This window comes from Geodermatophilus sp. SYSU D00691, from assembly GCF_054050275.1.
This window is the reverse complement of record NZ_JBJGYZ010000036.1, coordinates 1-17,528: the sequence shown is the minus strand read 5'-3', so window position 1 is coordinate 17,528 and position 17,528 is coordinate 1. Positions and strand designations below refer to the sequence as shown.

General features: G+C 76.0%; 18 protein-coding genes. 14 read left to right on the top strand and 4 right to left on the bottom strand.

Features of this window, described 5'->3' with window-relative positions:
• Positions 1 to 22: 22 nt before the first annotated feature.
• Both ACI797_RS22245 and ACI797_RS22240 read right to left on the bottom strand, forming a co-directional pair.
• Positions 23 to 535 (bottom strand): methylated-DNA--[protein]-cysteine S-methyltransferase, encoded by a 513-nt coding sequence (locus tag ACI797_RS22245; protein ID WP_456861503.1) that lies wholly within the window; start codon positions 533 to 535, stop codon positions 23 to 25.
• The gene (locus ACI797_RS22240) at positions 535 to 2,013 is read right to left on the bottom strand and encodes an AlkA N-terminal domain-containing protein (protein ID WP_456861501.1); all 1,479 of its coding nucleotides are present in this window, start codon (positions 2,011 to 2,013) and stop codon (positions 535 to 537) included. Before ACI797_RS22240 ends, ACI797_RS22245 begins: the two co-directional genes overlap by 1 nt.
• Before the next feature lie 125 nt (positions 2,014 to 2,138).
• On the opposite strand from ACI797_RS22240, the gene ACI797_RS22235 reads away from it, so the two are divergent.
• Entirely contained in the window at positions 2,139 to 3,728 is a 1,590-nt protein-coding gene (locus ACI797_RS22235; protein ID WP_456861499.1) for a serine/threonine-protein kinase, read from the top strand.
• A gap of 1 nt (position 3,729) precedes the next feature.
• On the opposite strand, the gene ACI797_RS22230 is transcribed toward ACI797_RS22235, so the two are convergent.
• The gene (locus tag ACI797_RS22230) at positions 3,730 to 4,494 is read right to left on the bottom strand and encodes a TetR/AcrR family transcriptional regulator (protein WP_456861497.1); all 765 of its coding nucleotides are present in this window, start codon (positions 4,492 to 4,494) and stop codon (positions 3,730 to 3,732) included.
• Positions 4,495 to 4,581: 87 nt separating this feature from the next.
• Between ACI797_RS22230 and ACI797_RS22225 the strand changes: the two genes are divergently transcribed.
• From ACI797_RS22225 to ychF, 11 genes are all read left to right on the top strand, one after another.
• Positions 4,582 to 5,535, top strand: coding sequence for an ATP-binding cassette domain-containing protein (locus tag ACI797_RS22225; protein WP_456861495.1), 954 nt, complete (start codon positions 4,582 to 4,584; stop codon positions 5,533 to 5,535).
• Positions 5,532 to 6,365, top strand: coding sequence for an ABC transporter permease (locus tag ACI797_RS22220; protein WP_456861494.1), 834 nt, complete (start codon positions 5,532 to 5,534; stop codon positions 6,363 to 6,365). The genes ACI797_RS22225 and ACI797_RS22220 overlap by 4 nt, the downstream gene beginning before the upstream one ends.
• 95 nt (positions 6,366 to 6,460) lie before the next feature.
• Positions 6,461 to 7,369, top strand: a complete 909-nt coding sequence (locus ACI797_RS22215; protein WP_456861491.1) for an ABC transporter ATP-binding protein — start codon at positions 6,461 to 6,463, stop codon at positions 7,367 to 7,369.
• A complete protein-coding gene (locus ACI797_RS22210; RefSeq protein ID WP_456861489.1) occupies positions 7,366 to 8,184 on the top strand; it encodes an ABC transporter permease in 819 nt (272 codons plus the stop codon). Before ACI797_RS22215 ends, ACI797_RS22210 begins: the two co-directional genes overlap by 4 nt.
• Positions 8,181 to 9,428 carry a sensor histidine kinase gene (locus ACI797_RS22205; protein ID WP_456861487.1) on the top strand — a complete coding sequence of 416 codons (1,248 nt, stop codon included), beginning with the start codon at positions 8,181 to 8,183 and terminating at the stop codon, positions 9,426 to 9,428. The genes ACI797_RS22210 and ACI797_RS22205 overlap by 4 nt, the downstream gene beginning before the upstream one ends.
• Positions 9,425 to 10,060: a response regulator gene (locus tag ACI797_RS22200; protein ID WP_456861485.1), complete on the top strand. Its 636-nt coding sequence runs from the start codon at positions 9,425 to 9,427 to the stop codon at positions 10,058 to 10,060. Before ACI797_RS22205 ends, ACI797_RS22200 begins: the two co-directional genes overlap by 4 nt.
• 666 nt (positions 10,061 to 10,726) lie before the next feature.
• Positions 10,727 to 11,836 carry a hypothetical protein gene (locus ACI797_RS22195; protein WP_456861482.1) on the top strand — a complete coding sequence of 370 codons (1,110 nt, stop codon included), beginning with the start codon at positions 10,727 to 10,729 and terminating at the stop codon, positions 11,834 to 11,836.
• Complete coding sequence (locus ACI797_RS22190) at positions 11,836 to 13,524, top strand: serine/threonine-protein kinase (protein ID WP_456861480.1); 1,689 nt, start codon at positions 11,836 to 11,838, stop codon at positions 13,522 to 13,524. Before ACI797_RS22195 ends, ACI797_RS22190 begins: the two co-directional genes overlap by 1 nt.
• 22 nt (positions 13,525 to 13,546) lie before the next feature.
• Positions 13,547 to 14,245 carry an SDR family oxidoreductase gene (locus ACI797_RS22185; RefSeq protein WP_456861478.1) on the top strand — a complete coding sequence of 233 codons (699 nt, stop codon included), beginning with the start codon at positions 13,547 to 13,549 and terminating at the stop codon, positions 14,243 to 14,245.
• Positions 14,242 to 14,982: a thioesterase family protein gene (locus ACI797_RS22180; protein ID WP_456861476.1), complete on the top strand. Its 741-nt coding sequence runs from the start codon at positions 14,242 to 14,244 to the stop codon at positions 14,980 to 14,982. The genes ACI797_RS22185 and ACI797_RS22180 overlap by 4 nt, the downstream gene beginning before the upstream one ends.
• A gap of 115 nt (positions 14,983 to 15,097) precedes the next feature.
• Entirely contained in the window at positions 15,098 to 16,171 is a 1,074-nt protein-coding gene (gene ychF, locus ACI797_RS22175) for a redox-regulated ATPase YchF (RefSeq protein ID WP_456861475.1), read from the top strand.
• 11 nt (positions 16,172 to 16,182) lie between these two features.
• Here ychF and ACI797_RS22170 read toward each other — a convergent pair whose 3' ends face one another.
• Positions 16,183 to 16,476, bottom strand: coding sequence for a tyrosine-type recombinase/integrase (locus tag ACI797_RS22170; protein WP_456861473.1), 294 nt, complete (start codon positions 16,474 to 16,476; stop codon positions 16,183 to 16,185).
• A 288-nt stretch (positions 16,477 to 16,764) separates the two neighbouring features.
• On the opposite strand from ACI797_RS22170, the gene ACI797_RS22165 reads away from it, so the two are divergent.
• Together ACI797_RS22165 and ACI797_RS22160 are read left to right on the top strand one after the other, a co-directional pair.
• Complete coding sequence (locus ACI797_RS22165) at positions 16,765 to 17,061, top strand: hypothetical protein (protein ID WP_456861469.1); 297 nt, start codon at positions 16,765 to 16,767, stop codon at positions 17,059 to 17,061.
• A gap of 123 nt (positions 17,062 to 17,184) precedes the next feature.
• Positions 17,185 to 17,388, top strand: a complete 204-nt coding sequence (locus ACI797_RS22160; RefSeq protein ID WP_456861468.1) for a hypothetical protein — start codon at positions 17,185 to 17,187, stop codon at positions 17,386 to 17,388.
• Positions 17,389 to 17,528: the final 140 nt, after the last annotated feature.

Here is a 17,528-nt window from a genome sequence, read left to right as displayed (position 1 = left end):
GACAATTCCCGGCAGGCGGGGCCTACGCGACGGCGGAGGTGGCGGCGGCCTCGTGGTCGAGCAGCCAGCGCTTCACCGGCGTCCCCCACCGGAAGCCGCCGAGCCCGCCGTCGGACCCGAGCACCCGGTGGCAGGGCACGAACAGCGCCGCGGCGTTGCGCGCGCAGGCGTTGGCCGCCGCGCGCACCGCGGCCGGCCGGCCGCAGCGGGCGGCGAACCCGGCGTAGGTGGCCGGCGCACCGGCGGGGATGCGGCGCAGCTCCTCCCACGCCGCCTGCAGGAACGGCCCCGAGCGCTGGCGCACGACGACGTCGTCGATCGCGTGCACGTCGCCGGCGTGGAAGGCCTCCACGGCGTCGAGCACCGGCAGCCGGCCGACCTGCTGCGACGAGACCGGCCGCAGCGAGGCGTGCACGACCGGCAGCAGGTCGCCGACGTCGGCGGTCCAGCCGGCGGCGAGGACGGCGTCGTCGCCGTCCACCACGACGGTGAACGGGCCGGGCGGGGTGAAGATAGTGGCGTGGCGGACGGTCATCAGGCGCTCCGATCCAGGGAGGGGGTGCGGGTGAACAGGGAGGGCACGGCCAGTGCCCAGAGGTGCATCACGGCGTAGGACCGCCACGGCCGCCAGCGGCGGGCGGCGTCGGCGTCGGAACTGCCGAGGGCGGCCAGCGACCGGCGCAGCGCCAGGTCGCCGGGCAGCCAGACGTCGGGGTCGGCCAGGCCGCGCAGGCCGACCAGCGCCGCCGTCCACGGGCCGATCCCGGGCACGGCGACCAGCGCGCGGGCGGCCTCCTCGCGGTCGGCACCCGGGCCGAGCGGGATCGAGCCGTCGGCCAGCGCCGCGGCCAGGGCGTGCACGGCCCGGCGCCGGGCGCCGGTCAGCCCGGCGGACCCCAGGTCGGCGTCGGCCAGCGCCTCCGGCCGCGGGAACGCGTGCGTCAGCGTGCCCACCGGCTCGGGCAGCGGCGTGCCGGCGGCCCGCAGCACCCGCGCGGTGAGGGTGCGGGCGCCGGCGACCGACACCTGCTGCCCGAGCACGGCGCGCACCGCCAATTCCGCGGCGTCGGGCGAGGTGGGCACCCGGCGGCCGGGGGCGATCGCGACCAGCCCGGCGAGCGCGGGATCGGCGCCGAGCACCTCGTCGACCGCGGCGGGGTCGGCGTCGAGGTCGAGCATCCGGCGGCAGCGGCTGACCGCCGCGCCCAGGTCGCGCAGCGACGTCAGCCGCAGCCGCGCGGTCACCGACCCGTCGCGGGCGGGGGAGAGGCGCACCACCGCCGCCCCGTGCGGCAGGTCCAGCACGCGGGCGAACGTCGTCCCGTCCCACTCCTCCAGCCCGGGGACGGCGTGCGCGCCCAGGAAGAGCAGCACCTCGTCGGCGGCGAACGGCGCGCGGGCGGTCAGCCGCAGGGTCAGCTCGCCCGGCGTGCCGGCGGTCGCCCCGCGGCGCCGGGTGCGCAGCGCGGTCGGGGTGCTGGCGAACACCTCGCGCACGGTGTCGTTGAACTGCCGGATGCTGGCGAAGCCGGCGGCGAAGGCGACGTCGGCCATGGGCAGGTCGGTGGTCTCGATGAGCACCCGGGCGGTCTGTGCCCGCCGGGCGCGGGCCAGCGCGAGCGGGCCGACGCCCAGCTCGCCGACGAGCAGCCGGTGCAGCTGCCGCTCGGAGTAGCCGAGCCGCGCGGCGAGGCCGGGGACGCCGGAGCGCTCCACCTCGCCGTCGGCGATCAGCCGCATCGCGCGGGCGACGACGTCGGCGCGGACGTCCCACGCCGGCGACCCGGGGGCGGCGTCGGGCCGGCAGCGGCGGCAGGCGCGGAAGCCGGCCGCCTGCGCCGCGGCCGCGGTGGTGAAGAAGGAGACGTTGCGGGCCAGCGGCGTGCGGGCGGGGCAGGACGGCCGGCAGTAGATGCCGGTCGTGTGCACCGCGGTGAAGAACCAGCCGTCGAAGCGGGCGTCGCGGCTGGCCACCGCGCGGTAGCAGCGCTCGTGGTCCAGGGCCTCGGTCACGGACCCCAGCCTGCCAGCCGGGAGGAACGGTGACTGGCGGTTTCCGGACACGGCCGTGGAGCGCCGCGACGTTCCCAGCGGAGGGCCGGGAGCCCTACGCTGCCGGCCGGCAGGGGAGGCGCGCCATGGTGCAGCCGGGGCTCGACGTGGGGACGGTGGTCTCCCGCTACCGGGTGGAGGAGCTCGTCGCCCGCGGCGGCATGGGCCTGGTCTACCGCGCCGTCGACCTGCGGCTGGACCGGTCGGTGGCGCTCAAGGTGCTGACGCCGGAGCTGTCGGAGGACGCCCGGTTCCGGGAGCGGTTCGTGCGCGAGTCGCGGCTGGCCGCCGCCGTCGACCACCCGCACGTCATCCCCGTCTACGAGGCCGACGAGTGGCACGGCCTGCTGTACCTCGCGATGCGGTTCGTCCGCGGCGCCGACCTGCACACGGTGCTGGCCACGCGCGGGCCGCTCGACCCGGCTCCCGCGCTCCACCTGCTCGACCAGGGCGCCGACGCCCTGGACGCCGCGCACGAGGCGGGGCTGGTCCACCGCGACGTCAAGCCCGGCAACTTCCTGCTGTCCGGCGCCTCCGCCGAGGTGCTGCCGCCGCGGACGCACGTCTACCTGACCGACTTCGGCCTGACCAAGCGCGCCACCAGCGGCAGCGGGCTGACCCGCACCGGCCAGTTCCTGGGGTCGCTGCACTACGTCGCCCCGGAGCAGATCCGGGGCGAGGACGTCGACGCGCGCACCGACGTCTACGCGCTGGCCTGCGTCGCGCACGAGGTGCTCGCCGGCGCGCCGCCGTTCCCGCACGAGGAGCAGGCCGCGCTGCTGTGGGCGCACATGTCGACGGCGCCGCCGCCGGTCACCGACGCGCGGCCGGAGCTGCCCGGCGCCGTCGACGACGTGCTCGCGGCCGGGATGGCCAAGGACCGGCACGACCGGCCGGGCTCGGCCGGGGAGTTCGTGCGGGCGCTGCGGACCGCGCTGGGCGAGGAGGTCCCCCCTGCGCCGGCGCGCACCGCGCGGACGCCGGCCCCGCCCACCGTCCGGCACGCCCGCCACCACACGCCCGTCCAGCCGGAGCCGCCCCCACCCGTCCAGCCGCCGGTCACCGAGCCGCCGGTCCCCGAGCCGCCGGCTCCCGAGCGGCGCCGACGGCGGTGGTGGCCGGCCGCCGTCGCCGCGCTCGCCGCGGTCGCCCTGGTCCTGGCGCTGTGGCGGCCGTGGTCGTCGGGGCCCGATCTGGAGACCCGTGAGCTCGTCGTCGTCCCTTACGCCGCCGATCTGCCGGCCGACTGGGAGATGCACCCCGTCCAGGGCGTGACCGACGCGCTCGTGTTCGGCCCGGCGGGCCTGGTCGTCCCGACGGGCGGCAACGGGGAGGAGTTCGCGGACGTCGCCGCCCAGGAGCCCGAGCGGTCGGTCGGCGTGCACGTGTCACCCGGCACGGGCCTCGAGGACGAGGCCGTGGGAGATCTGCCGGGCCAGATCGCGACCGCGTTCCCCGGGGAGATGGACGTGCGGGTTGCGGGTTCGGCGGAGGTCGCCGGGCAGGACGGCTTCCGGCTGGAGGGCACCTACCGGCTGGGCGGGGCGGATCTCGGGATCCACGGCGTCGTCGTCGGCGGCGAGATCCTGCTGCTCTGCGCCGCCCCCGAGAGCATCTACGACGACTGGCGGCCGACGTTCGAGGAGATCACGGCGTCGGTCCGGACCGCCTCGTGAGTCAGCGGTCGACGAGCACGCCGATTCCGTCGAGCAGCCGCGCCAGCCCGAACTCGAAGGAGCGCTCGGGGTCGTAGGCGCCCAGCTCCTGCCCGGCGACCGGCCCCACCCGCGCCGCCGTCGGGTACCGCGACGCGTCGAACACCTGCGCGACGTAGGGCTCGGTCGCCTCCCACCACTGGAGCTCGGTGATGCCGGTGGCCCGCTCGGCGTCGGCCTTCTCGTGCACGCCGGCGACCGAGCCGCGGACGAACCCGTTGACCAGCGTGACCAGCAGGTCCATCTCCACCTCGGAGAGGCCCAGCCCGTCGACCGCGCGCAGCTCGACCTCGTACTTGCGCATCAGGTTCGGCCCCAGCGGCGGGCGGCCGGTGGCCACGTGCAGCGCCCACGGGTGGCGGACGAACAGCGCCCAGTTGGCCCGGGCCATCCCCTCCAGCCGCGCGCGCCAGCCGCCGGCCAGCAGCGCGTCGTCCTCGGGGTAGAGCTCGCCGAGCACCGAGTCGAGCATCAGGTCGACGAGCTCGCCCTTGCCCGGGACGTGGGTGTAGAGCGACATGGCACCGACGCCGAGCTCGCCGGCCAGCCGGCGCATCGAGACCGCGGCCAGGCCCTCCCGGTCGGCGAGCGCGACCGCGGCGGCGACGATCCGGTCGACGTCGATCCCCGGCCGCGGTCCGGGGCGGCTGCCGTCGCGGCCGGGCGTGCGCCACAGCAGCGCCATGCTGCGGGCCGGGTCGCCCGTCCCCGTGAACTCGGTGGCCATGCCGACAGCCTCCCCCACGCACTGGCGCAACGATCTCCGTACGGCGTATGGTGTCACTCCCGTGAATGACATACACCGTACGGAGACATGATGACAGCGGTGATCGAGGTGGCCGGGCTGCGCAAGGCGTTCGGCGGGACGACCGTGCTCGACGGCGTCGACCTGCAGGTGGCCGGCGGGCAGGTGTGCGCGCTTCTGGGGCCGAACGGCGCCGGCAAGACGACGGCGGTCAAGATCCTCACCACGCTGCTCCGGCCGGACGGCGGCCGCGCGGCGATCGCCGGGATCGACGTGGTGGCCGAGCCCCGCGCGGCGCGCCGGCGGTTCGGCCTGGTGGGCCAGTCGCCCGCGGTCGACGAGGTCCTCGGCGGCCGGGAGAACCTGGTGCTCTTCGCCCGGCTGCACCACCTCGACCGCCGCGCGGCCCGCCGCCGGGCCGACGCGCTGCTCGAGCAGGTGGGGCTGGCCGGCACGGGCGGCAAGCCGGTCCGCCAGTTCTCCGGTGGCATGCGGCGCCGCCTCGACATCGCCGCGGCGCTGGTGCTCGCGCCGCAGGCGCTGTTCCTCGACGAGCCGACCACCGGCCTGGACCCCGCCGGCCGGCAGGACGTGTGGGACGCCGTCCGGGCGCTGGTCGCCGGCGGCACGACGGTGCTGCTGACGACCCAGTACCTGGAGGAGGCGGAGCGGCTGGCCGACGACGTGTGCGTGCTCGACGGCGGCCGGGTGGTCGCCCGCGGCACCCCGCGCGAGCTGACCGCCGCGGTCGGCGGCGACCGCCTGGAGCTGGCCCTGGCCGACCCGGCCCGCGCCGACGAGGCGCTCGCCCTGGCCGGGCGGGTCGCGGAGGGGCCGCCCGGACCGGCCGGCGCCGGGGCGCGGGTCACCGTCCCCGTGCCCCGGCGGCCCGGGGTGGTGGGAGAGGTGGTGCGCGCGCTCGACGAGGCCGGCATCCGGGTGGACGACGTGGTGCTCCGACCGACGACCCTGGACGAGGCGTACCTCCGGATCACCGGCGCCCGGCAGGAGGTGGCGGCGTGACCGCCCTGCTGCCCCGCGAGGCCCTGCCCGAGGAGACCCTGGCCGACCGGCTGCGCTGGGCGGTCGCCGACGCCGTCACCGTGGCCGGCCGCGACGTCGCCCACTGGCGCCGCCAGCCGGCCGGGCTGCTGGTCAACGCCCTGTTCCCGGTGCTCCTGCTGCTGATGTTCCTGTTCCTGCTCGGCGGCGGGATGGCGGTGCCCGGCGGCGGCAGCTATCGCGAGTTCCTCGTGCCGGGGCTGCTGGCCATCACGATGGTGTTCGGCATCGAGGGCACCATGACCGCCGTCGTCACCGACACCGCGCGCGGGGTCACCGACCGGTTCCGCTCGCTGCCCATGGCGCCGTCGGCGGTGGTGGCCGGGCGCTGCCTGGCCGACATGCTCTCCTCGGCCGTCGGTCTGCTGGTGCTGGTGGCCGCCTCCCTGGCGGTGGGCTGGCGGCCGGTCGACTGGGGCGCGCTGCCGGCCGGGATCGGCCTCCTGCTGCTGCTCCGGCTGGGCTTCCTGTGGGCGGGCATCTGGCTCGGGCTGGTCGCCCGCGACCCGGCGAGCGTGACGGCGGTGCAGATCCTGGTGTGGCCGTTCGTCTTCCTCTCCAACGCCTTCGTCGCCGCGTCGGCGATGCCCGGCTGGCTGGCCACGGTCGCGGAGTGGAACCCGCTGGCCGCGACGGTCACCGCCGTCCGCGACCTGTTCGGGGCGCCGGTGGGCACCGGCGGCGGCTGGGCCACCGAGCACGCGATGCTGCTCGCCGTCGCCTGGCCGGTGGTGCTCACGGCGGTCTTCGCCGTGCTCGCCGTCCGCAGGTACCAGGGGCTGTCGCGGTGACCTGACGGCGGACGTCCACCGTCCACCGACCGGTGGACGGCGGACCAGCGGTTCGGCGGTCCCGGGCGGCGGCAGGCGTCGCGAGGCTTCTCGGCATGACGACGACGCAACCGGCGCCCGGGCCGACCACCCCGGCGCCCGGACCCGAGGCCGCGGTGCACGTGCGCGGCCTGGTCAAGCGCTACGGCGACCGGACCGTGGTGGACGACCTCGACCTCGACGTGCGCCGCGGCGAGGTCTTCGCGCTGCTCGGCCCGAACGGCGCCGGCAAGACGACGACGGTCGAGATCCTCGAGGGCGTCCGCCGCCGCGACACCGGCGACGTGACGGTGCTCGGCGCCGACCCCGCGACCGCGGGGCGGGCGTGGCGGGACCGCGTCGGCGTCGTCGGGCAGTCGACCGGCGCGGGCAACGCGCTCACCGTCCGGGAGACCGTGGCGCACTTCGCCCGCTACCACGCCACCCCCCGGGAGAGCGGCGAGCTGATCGCCGCGGTCGGGCTGACCGAGCAGGCGGGCACCCGGGTCGACCGGCTGTCGGGCGGCCAGCGCCGGCGGCTGGAGGTGGCGCTCGGCGTGCAGGGCCGGCCGGAGCTGGTCTTCCTCGACGAGCCGACGACCGGCCTGGACCCGGCCGCCCGGCGGCAGTTCTGGACGCTGGTGCGCGGGCTGCGGGCCGACGGCGCCACCGTCGTCCTCACCACCCACTACCTCGACGAGGCCGCGCAGCTGGCCGACCGGGTCGGCGTGCTGTCCGGCGGCCGGCTGGTCGACGTCGCCCCGCCCGACGAGCTGGGCGCCGCCCTCCGCGAGGTCGCCACGGTCGCCTGGACCGAGGGCCGCCGCCGCCGCGAGATCCGCACCGACGCGCCCTCCGCCGTCCTCCGCGACCTGCTCGCCGCCGGCCGCGAGGTCCCCGACCTGACCGTCACCCGGCCCGGGCTGGAGGACGTCTACCTCTCGCTCGTCGAGCCCGCACCCGCCGCCGGAGGAGCCGCGCGATGACCGCCCTGCAGACCCCTGCCCCGCCGAGCGCGCTGTCGATCGGCCGCGCCCGCACCGCCCTCGAGCTCCGGCTCTTCCGCCGGGACCCGGCGCAGGTGGTGTTCTCCTTCGCCTACCCGATCGTGATGCTGGTGATCTTCGCGTCGGTCATGGCCGACGACGACGACGCACCGGCCGGCGTGCCCTACGCGCAGTACTTCCTCGCCGGCATCGCGGCGACCGGCATCCTGCTGACCAGCTTCCAGGCGGTCGGCACCGCGATCGCCCAGGAGCGGGAGAACGGCGACCTCGCCCGGCTGCAGACGCTGGGCACGCCGCCCCTGGCCTACTTCCTCGGCAAGGCCGGGCAGGTGCTGGTGACGACCGTGGCCCAGCTCGCCGTGCTGCTGACGGTGGCGGTCCTCGCCTACGACGTCGAGCTGCCGACGACGGTCGACCGGTGGGCCACCTTCGCCTGGGTGGTGCTGCTCGGCGCCACGGCGGGGACGGTGCTGGGCATCGCGGTCTCCGCGCTCGGGGGCAGCGCCCGGGCCGTGGCCAACGGCATCACCGCCGTCGCCGTCGTCCTGCAGTTCTTCTCCGGGGTGTTCTTCGTCTTCTCCGAGCTGCCGACCTGGATGCAGCAGGTGGCCGCGCTGCTGCCGCTGAAGTGGATGGTGCAGGGCATGCGGTCGGTCTTCCTGCCCGACTCCGCGGCCGTCGCGGAGCCCGCGGGGACGTGGGAGCACGGGACCACTGCCGCGGTGCTGGCCGCGTGGGTGATCATCGGCCTCGTGGTCTGCGTCAGGACGTTCCGCTGGCGGCGGGCGGGGTGAGCTCCGCGCAGCGCCGGCGCCTCGCGGTCCTCCCCGCTCGCGGTGGGGAGGACCGCGAGGCGCCGCTGTCCCCGCGCAGCTGGCGGGGGACCGTGGTCGGCCTGCACGGCGTCTTCGCCGTCCTCCTCGCGATCGCGCTGGTCACCACCGCGGTCGGCCGGGTCGAGGGCTCGCGGTGGATCACGCTGGCCGCGCTCCTGGTGCTCGGCGTGGCCTACCTGGTGCTGGGCGCGCCGGCGATCGCCGGCGAGCACGACGGCCGGGCGGTGGCCTACCTGCTGGTGCTGGTCGGCGTGTTCGTCGTCCTGGGCTGGCAGGCGCCGGAGCTGCTGTTCCTGCTGTTCCTGGCCTATCCGCAGGTGTGGTTCCTGGTCGAGTCGCCGCGGCCCGGCATCGTCTGGACCGTGGCCCTGGCGCTGGCCAGCACGGTGGGGCCGGCGATCCACTGGGCGCAGGGGACCGAGCCGCTCGTCGGCGTGCTGCAGACCCTCATCGGGCTGGTGTTCAGCATCGCGCTGGGGCTCTGGGTGAGCCGGGTGCTCGAGCAGAGCCGGCAGCGGGCCGCGCTCATCCACGAGCTGGAGACGACGCGGGCCGAGCTCGCCGCCGCCCACCACGAGAGCGGCGTGCTGGCCGAGCGCGAGCGCATGGCCCGCGAGGTGCACGACACGCTGGCGCAGGGCTACACGAGCATCGTGGTGCTGGCGCAGACCGCCGCGGCCCAGCTCGCCGCCGACCCGGCGGCCGCCGCCGAGCGGCTGGCGCTGATCGAGGAGGTCGCCCGGGAGAACCTGGCCGAGGCGCGGGCGATGGTGGCCGCGTTCTCGCCGGTGCCGCTGGAGGGGGCGACCCTCGTCGAGGCGCTGCACCGGCTGGCCGAGCGGTTCGGGCGGGAGACCGGCGTGGCGACGCGGGTGGACACCGCCGCCCTCGACGAGGGGCCGGCGCTGTCGCGCAACGACGAGGTCGTGCTGCTGCGCGGCGCGCAGGAGGCGCTGAGCAACGTGCGCCGGCACGCCGGCGCCACCGCCGTCGTGCTGCGGCTGTCGGTGGTCGGGGAGGCGGGGGAGCGGCAGGTGTCGGTGCACGTCGAGGACGACGGGGTGGGCTTCGACCCGGGCGCGGCGAGCGGGTCCGGGCTGGCCGGGCTGCGCCGCCGGGTGGCCGAGGTCGGCGGTTCGGTGGACGTGGTGTCGGCGCCGGGGGAGGGCACGCGGGTGACGGTGCGGGTGCCGGAGGCGTGAGCACCAGGGTGCTGGTGGTCGACGACCACCCGGTGGTGCGGGGCGGGCTGGTCGGCTGGCTGGACGCCCAGCCCGACCTCACGGTGGTGGGGGAGGCCGGCGACGGGCTGGAGGCCCTGGCCCGGGTGGCCGAGACGACGCCGGACGTCGTCCTCATGGACCTGCGGATGCCGCGGATGGACGGCGTCACGGCGATCGAGCGGCTGGCCGCGGCGCACCCCGCCGTCCGCGTGCTGGTGCTGACCACCTACGACACCGACGCCGACATCGTGCGGGCGGTCGAGGCCGGGGCGACCGGCTACCTGCTCAAGGACGCGCCGCTGCCGCAGCTCGCCGACGCCGTGCGCGCCGCGGCCCGCGGCGAGACCGTCCTGGCGCCGCCGGTGGCCGCGCGGCTGGTCTCGCGGCTGCGGGCGCCGGCGGTGGAGGCGCCGACGCCGCGCGAGCTCGAGGTGCTGCGCGGGGTGGCGCGCGGGCTCACCAACGCCGAGATCGGGCGGGAGCTGTTCATCGGCGAGGCGACGGTGAAGACCCATCTGCTGCGGGTGTTCACCAAGCTCGGCGTCGACGACCGCACGCGCGCGGTGATGGTCGCCGTGGAGCGCGGCCTGCTGCCCCGCCCCGGCGCGTAGGGCGCCGCCACCCCGGCGTGTCGACACGCCGGAAGGTGCTTCACGCCGCAAGGAGACGTCTGGCAGCGCGCCGTCGGGTGGGTGGATGCCTCCGCACCGGGGGCGTCGAGCCAGATGGGGCTCCCGCACGTGCCGAGCATCGGGGGACGCTCATGGCGACCGGATCCGCGCACCGCTCCCGCCTCCTCGCCGTGCTGGCCGGGGCCCTGCTCGTCGGAGGGCTGGCCGCGCCGCCCGCCCTCGCGGCGCCCGCCCCGGACGAGCCGCCGCCCGCCGTCGACGTCGGGATCGAGGGCGCGCAGGCGGCGCTGGTGCGCATCGAGGTCACCGCGGTCACCAACATCGCGCACATCAACCACAGCACCGGGGACCTGGTCATCCACCAGGACTCCTACCCGGTGCGGCAGGGGCAGGCCACGGGCGTGCTGGTCAGCGCCGACGGCATCGTCGCCACGCTCGGGCGCGAGCTCGCCGTGGACCTCGACCGGATCACGGTGCCGGCGGCGAACCAGCTCTTCGTCGAGCACATCGGCGCGCAGCTCGTGGCCGGCAACGGCTCCCTGTCGCCCACCTCCGCGACCGATCCGGACCTCGACCAGCACCTGCACCACTGCTACCCAGCGGGTCGACCACTGCATCGTCACCGCGGACCTGCAGTACGACGTCGTGCTGCTCACCGAGGAGCCGCAGCGGGTGCGGGCCGTGCCGGTCTTCGGCGAGAACGGCGGGCCGACCGACGTCGTGCTGCTCCGCGTCGGAGGGTCCGCGACGCCCACCGCGGCGCTGTCCAGGGGCGGGGTGCCGGCCGAGGCGACGCTGGCCGGCTTCGACACCGCGGTGCCGGAGGACCCGGCCGGCTGGGCGCCGGCGACCGTGCCGGTGCAGGTGGCCGACGGTGCGGTGACGGCGGCCGCGGACCAGGGCCTGCGCGACCGGTTCGGCGCGGGCCTGACCGGCGGGCCGCTGCTCGACCCGGAGAGCGGCGAGGTCCTCGGTCTCGTCGACTGGGACCGCTCCGGGGACGACGGCACGGTGGTGGGGGCGGCGGCGATCAGCGAGGCCCTGACCGAGGCGGGCATCGCGACCGACCGGTCGCCGTTCGACGTCGCCTTCACCCGCGGCCTGGAGCTGTTCAACGACGGCCGCTACAGCGCCGCGGCGCAGCGGCTGGAGTCGGCCGGCGAGTTCTTCGAGTCGGCGCTGGCCGACCGGCACCGGCAGACCGCCACCGACCTGGCTGCCGGCGAGGAGCCGGCGGCGGCCGAGCCCGCCGACGGGGAGCAGGGGACGCCGTGGTGGCTCTGGGCCGCGGTCGCCGGGGGCGCGCTGGTCCTCCTGCTGCTGCTCTGGTGGCTGGTCGCGCGGCGGCGCTCGCGCCGGTCGGGACCACCCGCCGCCCCGGGCCCGCCCGCCCCGGGCCCGCCCGCCCCGGGCGCTCCCGGCCCGGGCGCTCCGCACGACGCGGAGCCCGCGCCGGTGCTGCTCGGGCCGTCGTCGGTGCCACCCCCGCCGTGGCCGAGCCCGCCGTCGCCGGTCCCGCCGGCCGGTGTCCCGGCGCCGCGACCCGCGGGCCCGCCGGCCGCGGGTGCGCCGGTGGCGGTCGCGCCGGTGCCCGTGCGGGCGGGGGAGCCGTCGTGGCCCCCGGTGCCGCCCGGCGCGGCGGCGGCCGCGGGCCCGCCGTCGGGCCGCCGGCCGGCCTTCTGCGTCAACTGCGGTGAGGGTGTGCCGGCGCAGGGCCGCTACTGCGGTGCCTGCGGCAGCCCGGTGCCCGGCTGATGCAGCCGCTGCTGCAGCAGGGCGTCGAGGTCTCGCGCTACCGGGTGGAGGACCTCGTCGCCCGCGGCGGCATGGGCCTGGTCTACCGCGCGCGGGACGTGCGCCTGGACCGCCCGGTGGCGCTCAAGGTGCTCTCGCCCGACCTGTCCGACGACGAGCGCTTCCGCGAGCGGTTCGTGCGCGAGTCACGGCTGGCCGCGGCCGTCGAGCACCCGCACATCATCCCGATCTACGAGGCCGACGAGTGGCAGGGGCTGCTGTACCTCGCGATGCGGTTCATCCACGGGGCCGACCTGCACACCGTGCTGGCCACCCGCGGTCCGCTCGACGTCGCCACGACCCTGTTCGTGCTGCAGCAGGCGGCGTCGGCGCTCGACGCGGCCCACTCGGCGGGGCTGGTGCACCGCGACGTGAAGCCGGCGAACCTGGTGATGTCGGGGGCGACGGCCGAGCGGGTGCCGCCCGACGTGCACGTCTACCTGACCGACTTCGGGCTGACCAAGAAGACGTCGTCGGCCTCGGGCATCACCACGACCGGCCAGTTCCTCGGCACGCTCAACTACGTCGCGCCGGAGCAGATCCGCGGCGACGACGTCGACTCCCGGGCCGACGTCTACGCCCTCGCCTGCGTGACCACGGAGATGCTCACGGGGGAGCCGCCGTTCGTCCGCGACACCGACGCCGCGCTGCTCTGGGCGCACATCAACGCCCCGCCGCCGTCGCTGGCCGCGCGCCGGGCCGACCTGCCGCCGACAGTGGACGGGGTCATCGCCCACGGGATGGCCAAGGAGCGCGCCGACCGGCCGGAGAGCTGCGGTGCCTTCGTCGCGCTGCTCCGCGCGGCCACGCAGACACCGATGGGCCCGGTGTCCTCCCCGCCGGACGACCCCCCCGTCGTCCTCCGGGGACCGCTGCCGGACCCCCGGCCTGGGCACCCGAGCTTCCCGAGCGGCGCGCGCTCGGTGCCGGTCCCCGTGCCCCCGGGTCCGCCGGTGGTGCCCGATCCGCGGGCGCCGAGCACCATCCGCCACGACCCGGCGCTGGGCCCGCCGGTCGAGGCGGCCGGGCCGCGGGGTCCGACGCGCCCGGCGCCGGCCCGCCGCCGCAGCGGACGCGCGTGGTGGTGGGTGGCGGCCGCGCTGCTGCTGGCGGTGGTCGCCGTCCTCGCGCTGGTGTGGCGGCCCTGGGCGGCCGACCCGCCGCTCGAGCGGCAGCTGGTGGAGGGCTTCACGGCCCGGGTGCCGGCGGACTGGCAGCGGTTCGCGGAGCCGGACAGCGCGGACGACGTCGTCCTCTCGACCCGCGACTGGCGCCCGCTGTTCGTCGAGGACGACAGCACGGCGGCGGCGACCGCGGCGCACGACGACCCGGACTCGGTCGTGGGGGTGTACGCCGACACCGACGACCGGCTCAACAGCGACTCCCCTTCGCAGCAGGTGGAACTCGTGGCGGCCGCGCTGCCGGGGGCGTCGCTGGCGAACGACGGCACGACCGAGGTGGCGGGGCAGGAGTTCGCGTCGTTCAGCGGCACGATGGCGCTGGGGGACGTCGAGGAGCTGCACGTGCGCGGCGTGGTGGCGCTGGCGGAGCCGCGCCTGCTGCTGGTGTTCTTCGCCCCCCACTCGGTGGCCGACGAGTGGCGGCCGACGTTCCAGCAGGTGCTCGACTCGGTGCGCGCGGAGGGTTGACGCCGTCCGCTACGTTGTCGGTATGGATTCCAAACCGACAACGGCGTTCGTGACCGGTGCCAACCGCGGCTTCGGGCGGGCGCTGGCCGCCGAGCTGCTCGGCCGGGGCGCGACGGTCTACGCCGGCGTGCGGGACCTCGGCTCGATCGACCTGCCGGGCGCGCAGCCCGTGCTGCTGGACGTCACCGACCCGGCGTCGGTGGCCGCGGCGGCGGAGGCGACCGGGGACGTGACGCTGCTGGTCAACAACGCCGGCGTCGACACCCGGACGAACCTGCTGACCGGCTCGCCGGCGGCCGTGCAGGCCGAGCTGGACGTGAACTTCCTCGGACCGCTGGCGGTGACCCGGGCGTTCCTCCCGCAGCTGGAGCGGGCGGGTGGCTCGGTGGTCAACGTGCTCTCGGTGCTGTCGTGGGTCTCGTTCCCGGGCACCGGGGCGTACTGCGCGGCGAAGTCGGCGGCGTGGTCGATGACCAACGCGCTGCGGGCCGAGCTGGCGCCGCGGGGGGTGCGGGTGGCCGGGCTGCACGTCGGCTACATGGACACCGGCATGACGGTCGGGGTCGAGGCGCCGAAGTCGGATCCCGCCGAGATCGCGCGGCTCGCGGTCGACGCGATCGAGGCGGGCAGCTACGAGATCGTGGCCGACGACGTCAGCCGGCGGGTCCGGGCCGGGCTGTCGGGCGGCGTGGCGGCGCTGTACGCGGGGCTGCCGGCATGACGGCCGTGGCGGCGCCGCTGCGGATCGGGCCCAGCTGGCGGTCGTTCGTCGGGATCCAGGGCGGCGTGGTGGTCGGGCATCTGCTGGCCGCGGCGGCCCGGTCGTCCGGCCGGGCGCCGCGGGCGGTGGCGGCGCACCTGTTGCGGTCGGTGGCGGCGGACGCCGACGTGGACGTGTCCGCCGTTCCCGACCGGACGGGGACGACGGGCAGCGTGCGGGCGGAGCTCCGGCAGGGCGGTGCGCTCGCCGCCGTCGGCCAGGTGCTGACGCTGGACCGTCCGCCGTCGCCGGTGGTCGAGGTGCCGCCGGGCCCGCTGCCGGCGGTCGAGGACGGCGAGCCCTTCCGGCTGCCGCGAGAACTCGTGCCGATCGCCGACCACACGGAGATCCGGGCGCTGGGGACCTCGCGGCCGCTGGCCGGCGGGCCGGAGCCGCGCCTGCACGCGTGGGTGCGCATCCACGGCGAGCCCGACCCGCTGGTGCGGCTGGGCGTGCTGATGGACGCGCTGCCGCCGTCGCTGTTCGCCGTCTGGACCGCGCCGGTGCCCGTGCCGACGGTCGAGCTGACCGCGCACCTGACCGGCGCGCTGCCGGACGCCGACGAGTGGGTGCGCGTCGACCAGCGGACCACCTGGCACGACGCCGACGTGGCGGTGGACGACGCGGAGCTGCGCGACGTCGCCGGCCGGCTGGTGGCCCGGGTGCGCCAGACGCGGCGGCTGATCGGCGCCGGCTGAGGTTCCCGGGCCGATCGTGCGCCCGGCCACCTTTCGGGGGTGCCGGATCGGTGGCTGAGCGCACACGGGTCACGCGCCCGGGCCGTGCCCGGCGGCCCACGTAGGCTGGACCCCCGTGAGTCTCACCATCGGGATCGTCGGCCTGCCCAACGTCGGCAAGTCGACGCTGTTCAACGCGCTGACCAAGAACGACGTGCTGGCGGCGAACTACCCGTTCGCGACCATCGAGCCGAACGTCGGTGTGGTCGGCGTGCCCGACCCGCGGCTCGCGAAGCTGGCCGAGATCTTCAGCAGCCAGAAGGTCATCCCGGCGACGGTGTCCTTCGTCGACATCGCCGGCATCGTGCGCGGCGCCAGCGAGGGCCAGGGGCTGGGCAACAAGTTCCTGGCCAACATCCGCGAGAGCGACGCGATCTGCCAGGTGATCCGGGTGTTCTCCGACCCCGACGTCGTCCACGTCGAGGGCAAGGTGAGCCCGGAGGACGACATCGAGACGATCAACACCGAGCTGATCCTCGCCGACCTGCAGACGCTGGAGAAGGCGGTCCCGCGGCTGGAGAAGGAGTCGCGCAAGGACAAGGAGCGGGCGGCGCTGCACAAGGCCGCCGTCGAGGCGCAGGAGATCCTGGACGAGGGGCGGACGCTGTTCTCCGCCGGCATCGACCTGGCCCCGCTCAAGGAGCTGTCGCTGCTGACGACGAAGCCCTTCCTCTACGTGTTCAACGTGGACGAGGAGGAGCTGGCCGACGAGGCGCAGATCGCCGCCCTGCGCGAGCTCGTGGCGCCGGCCGAGGCGATCCTGCTCGACGCCAAGATCGAGGCCGAGCTCGCCGAGCTGCCCGAGGAGGAGGCCGCCGAGCTGCTGGCCGCCGTCGGGCAGGACGAGCCGGGCCTGCACCAGCTGGCACGGGTCGGCTTCGCGACCCTCGGCCTGCAGACCTACCTGACCGCCGGGCCCAAGGAGTCGCGGGCCTGGACGATCCCGATCGGCGCGACCGCGCCGCAGGCGGCCGGCGTGATCCACACCGACTTCCAGCGCGGCTTCATCAAGGCCGAGATCGTCTCCTTCGACCAGCTCGTCGAGGCCGGCTCCATGGCCGACGCCCGCGCCAAGGGCTGGGTGCGCATGGAGGGCAAGGACTACGTCATGCAGGACGGCGACGTCGTGGAGTTCCGCTTCAACGTGTGACCACCTCCTGTTTACGCTGGCCAGCCGCTTAGCGACTCGTCCGATGGCGCGCTGATGGCACACCAGGCTTCGTCGACCGCCCGTCGTGTCCGCTCCTCGGAGTCGGGCATCAGGTGGCCGTAGGTAGTGAGCACGAGCGACGCGTTCTCGTGCCCCAGGCGCTCGGCGACGGCGACGACCGACTCACCAGCGGCCAGCAGCACGCTGGCGTAGTGGTGTCGCAGGTCGTGCGACGTCGTCCCGGCGGGCAGGCCGGCCCTCACGACGGCGGCCGCGAAGATCTGCGCGCCGTAGTTGAGGCTCAAGCGGATGGCAGTCGTACCCGGTCTGGCGGGACCATCGTGTCGTACGTCCCGAGCCCCGGTCGTGCACCTGTGACCAGCGCACCTCGGCCATCCATCCGTGCCGTCGCAGAGACGCCAGGCCCGCTGGTAGCCGAGCTGCCAGGCGCCGTCGCGCTCGACCTGCACCTTCCGGGGCGGGTCAAACCTGCGCTCCTCGAGGACGCGGACTGTCTCGGAGCCCAACGACTCTGGGTCGGTCGTCAATCGCTGAGGACCGTCAGCGCTACCTACATCTACGGAGGGGTCCCCATGCGCCGTGTCGCCGTGACTGTTGCCAGCACCGCCGCCTTCCTCCTCGCGATGGGAGGCACCGCTTTCGCCGACGCTCACAACGCGCCTCTGTACCGGCTGGTCTGTGCCAACGGCCACACCTACACCGTCGCGTCGCCCGACCACGCAGCCACAGGGCAAGACCTCGACAGCACGGCTGTCCTCACCGTAGCTGGACGGGGGGTTCCAACGGCCAAGACTATGAGCTGCGAGGTCACGTCGCTTGCAGACCCCGACGACGTCTTCACGGCCAACTTCCTGATCCCTCCCGCGTAGCCCTGACCGGACGGGACGCTCTCGCGCCGCGCGGCTGAGCAGCTCGCCGCGCTCTCGCCCCGTGACACCGTCACGATCGAGATCAGCGGGAGCCTCCGCCGGCCGCGGGTCTGCATCGGCACCGTGGTCCGCCTCGAGGGCTCCCGCCTCGTCGTCTCCACCCGCAGCGACCGCGGAGTCGGCTACGTGCACCAGTTCGACCGCCGCGAGGGCGTCAGGCTCGGTGGCGATCAGCGCGCCGAGCTGGTGAACGCAGCCGCAGGGGGCCCTCAGTTGCCCGAGGAGCGGCGCCGAGAGAGGCGGATCGACGCGGCCTATCGCGCCTGAGGCCTCGCCGGACAGGACTAATGGGGGCTTACCGGGCCTCGCCATCTCTGGCAGGTTCGGTGCCGGTAGCGGCCGGTGGGTCAGCACTTGCAAGGACGGGAATCGCTGAATTCCTAGGCTCAGACCGTGCGCCCACCGGT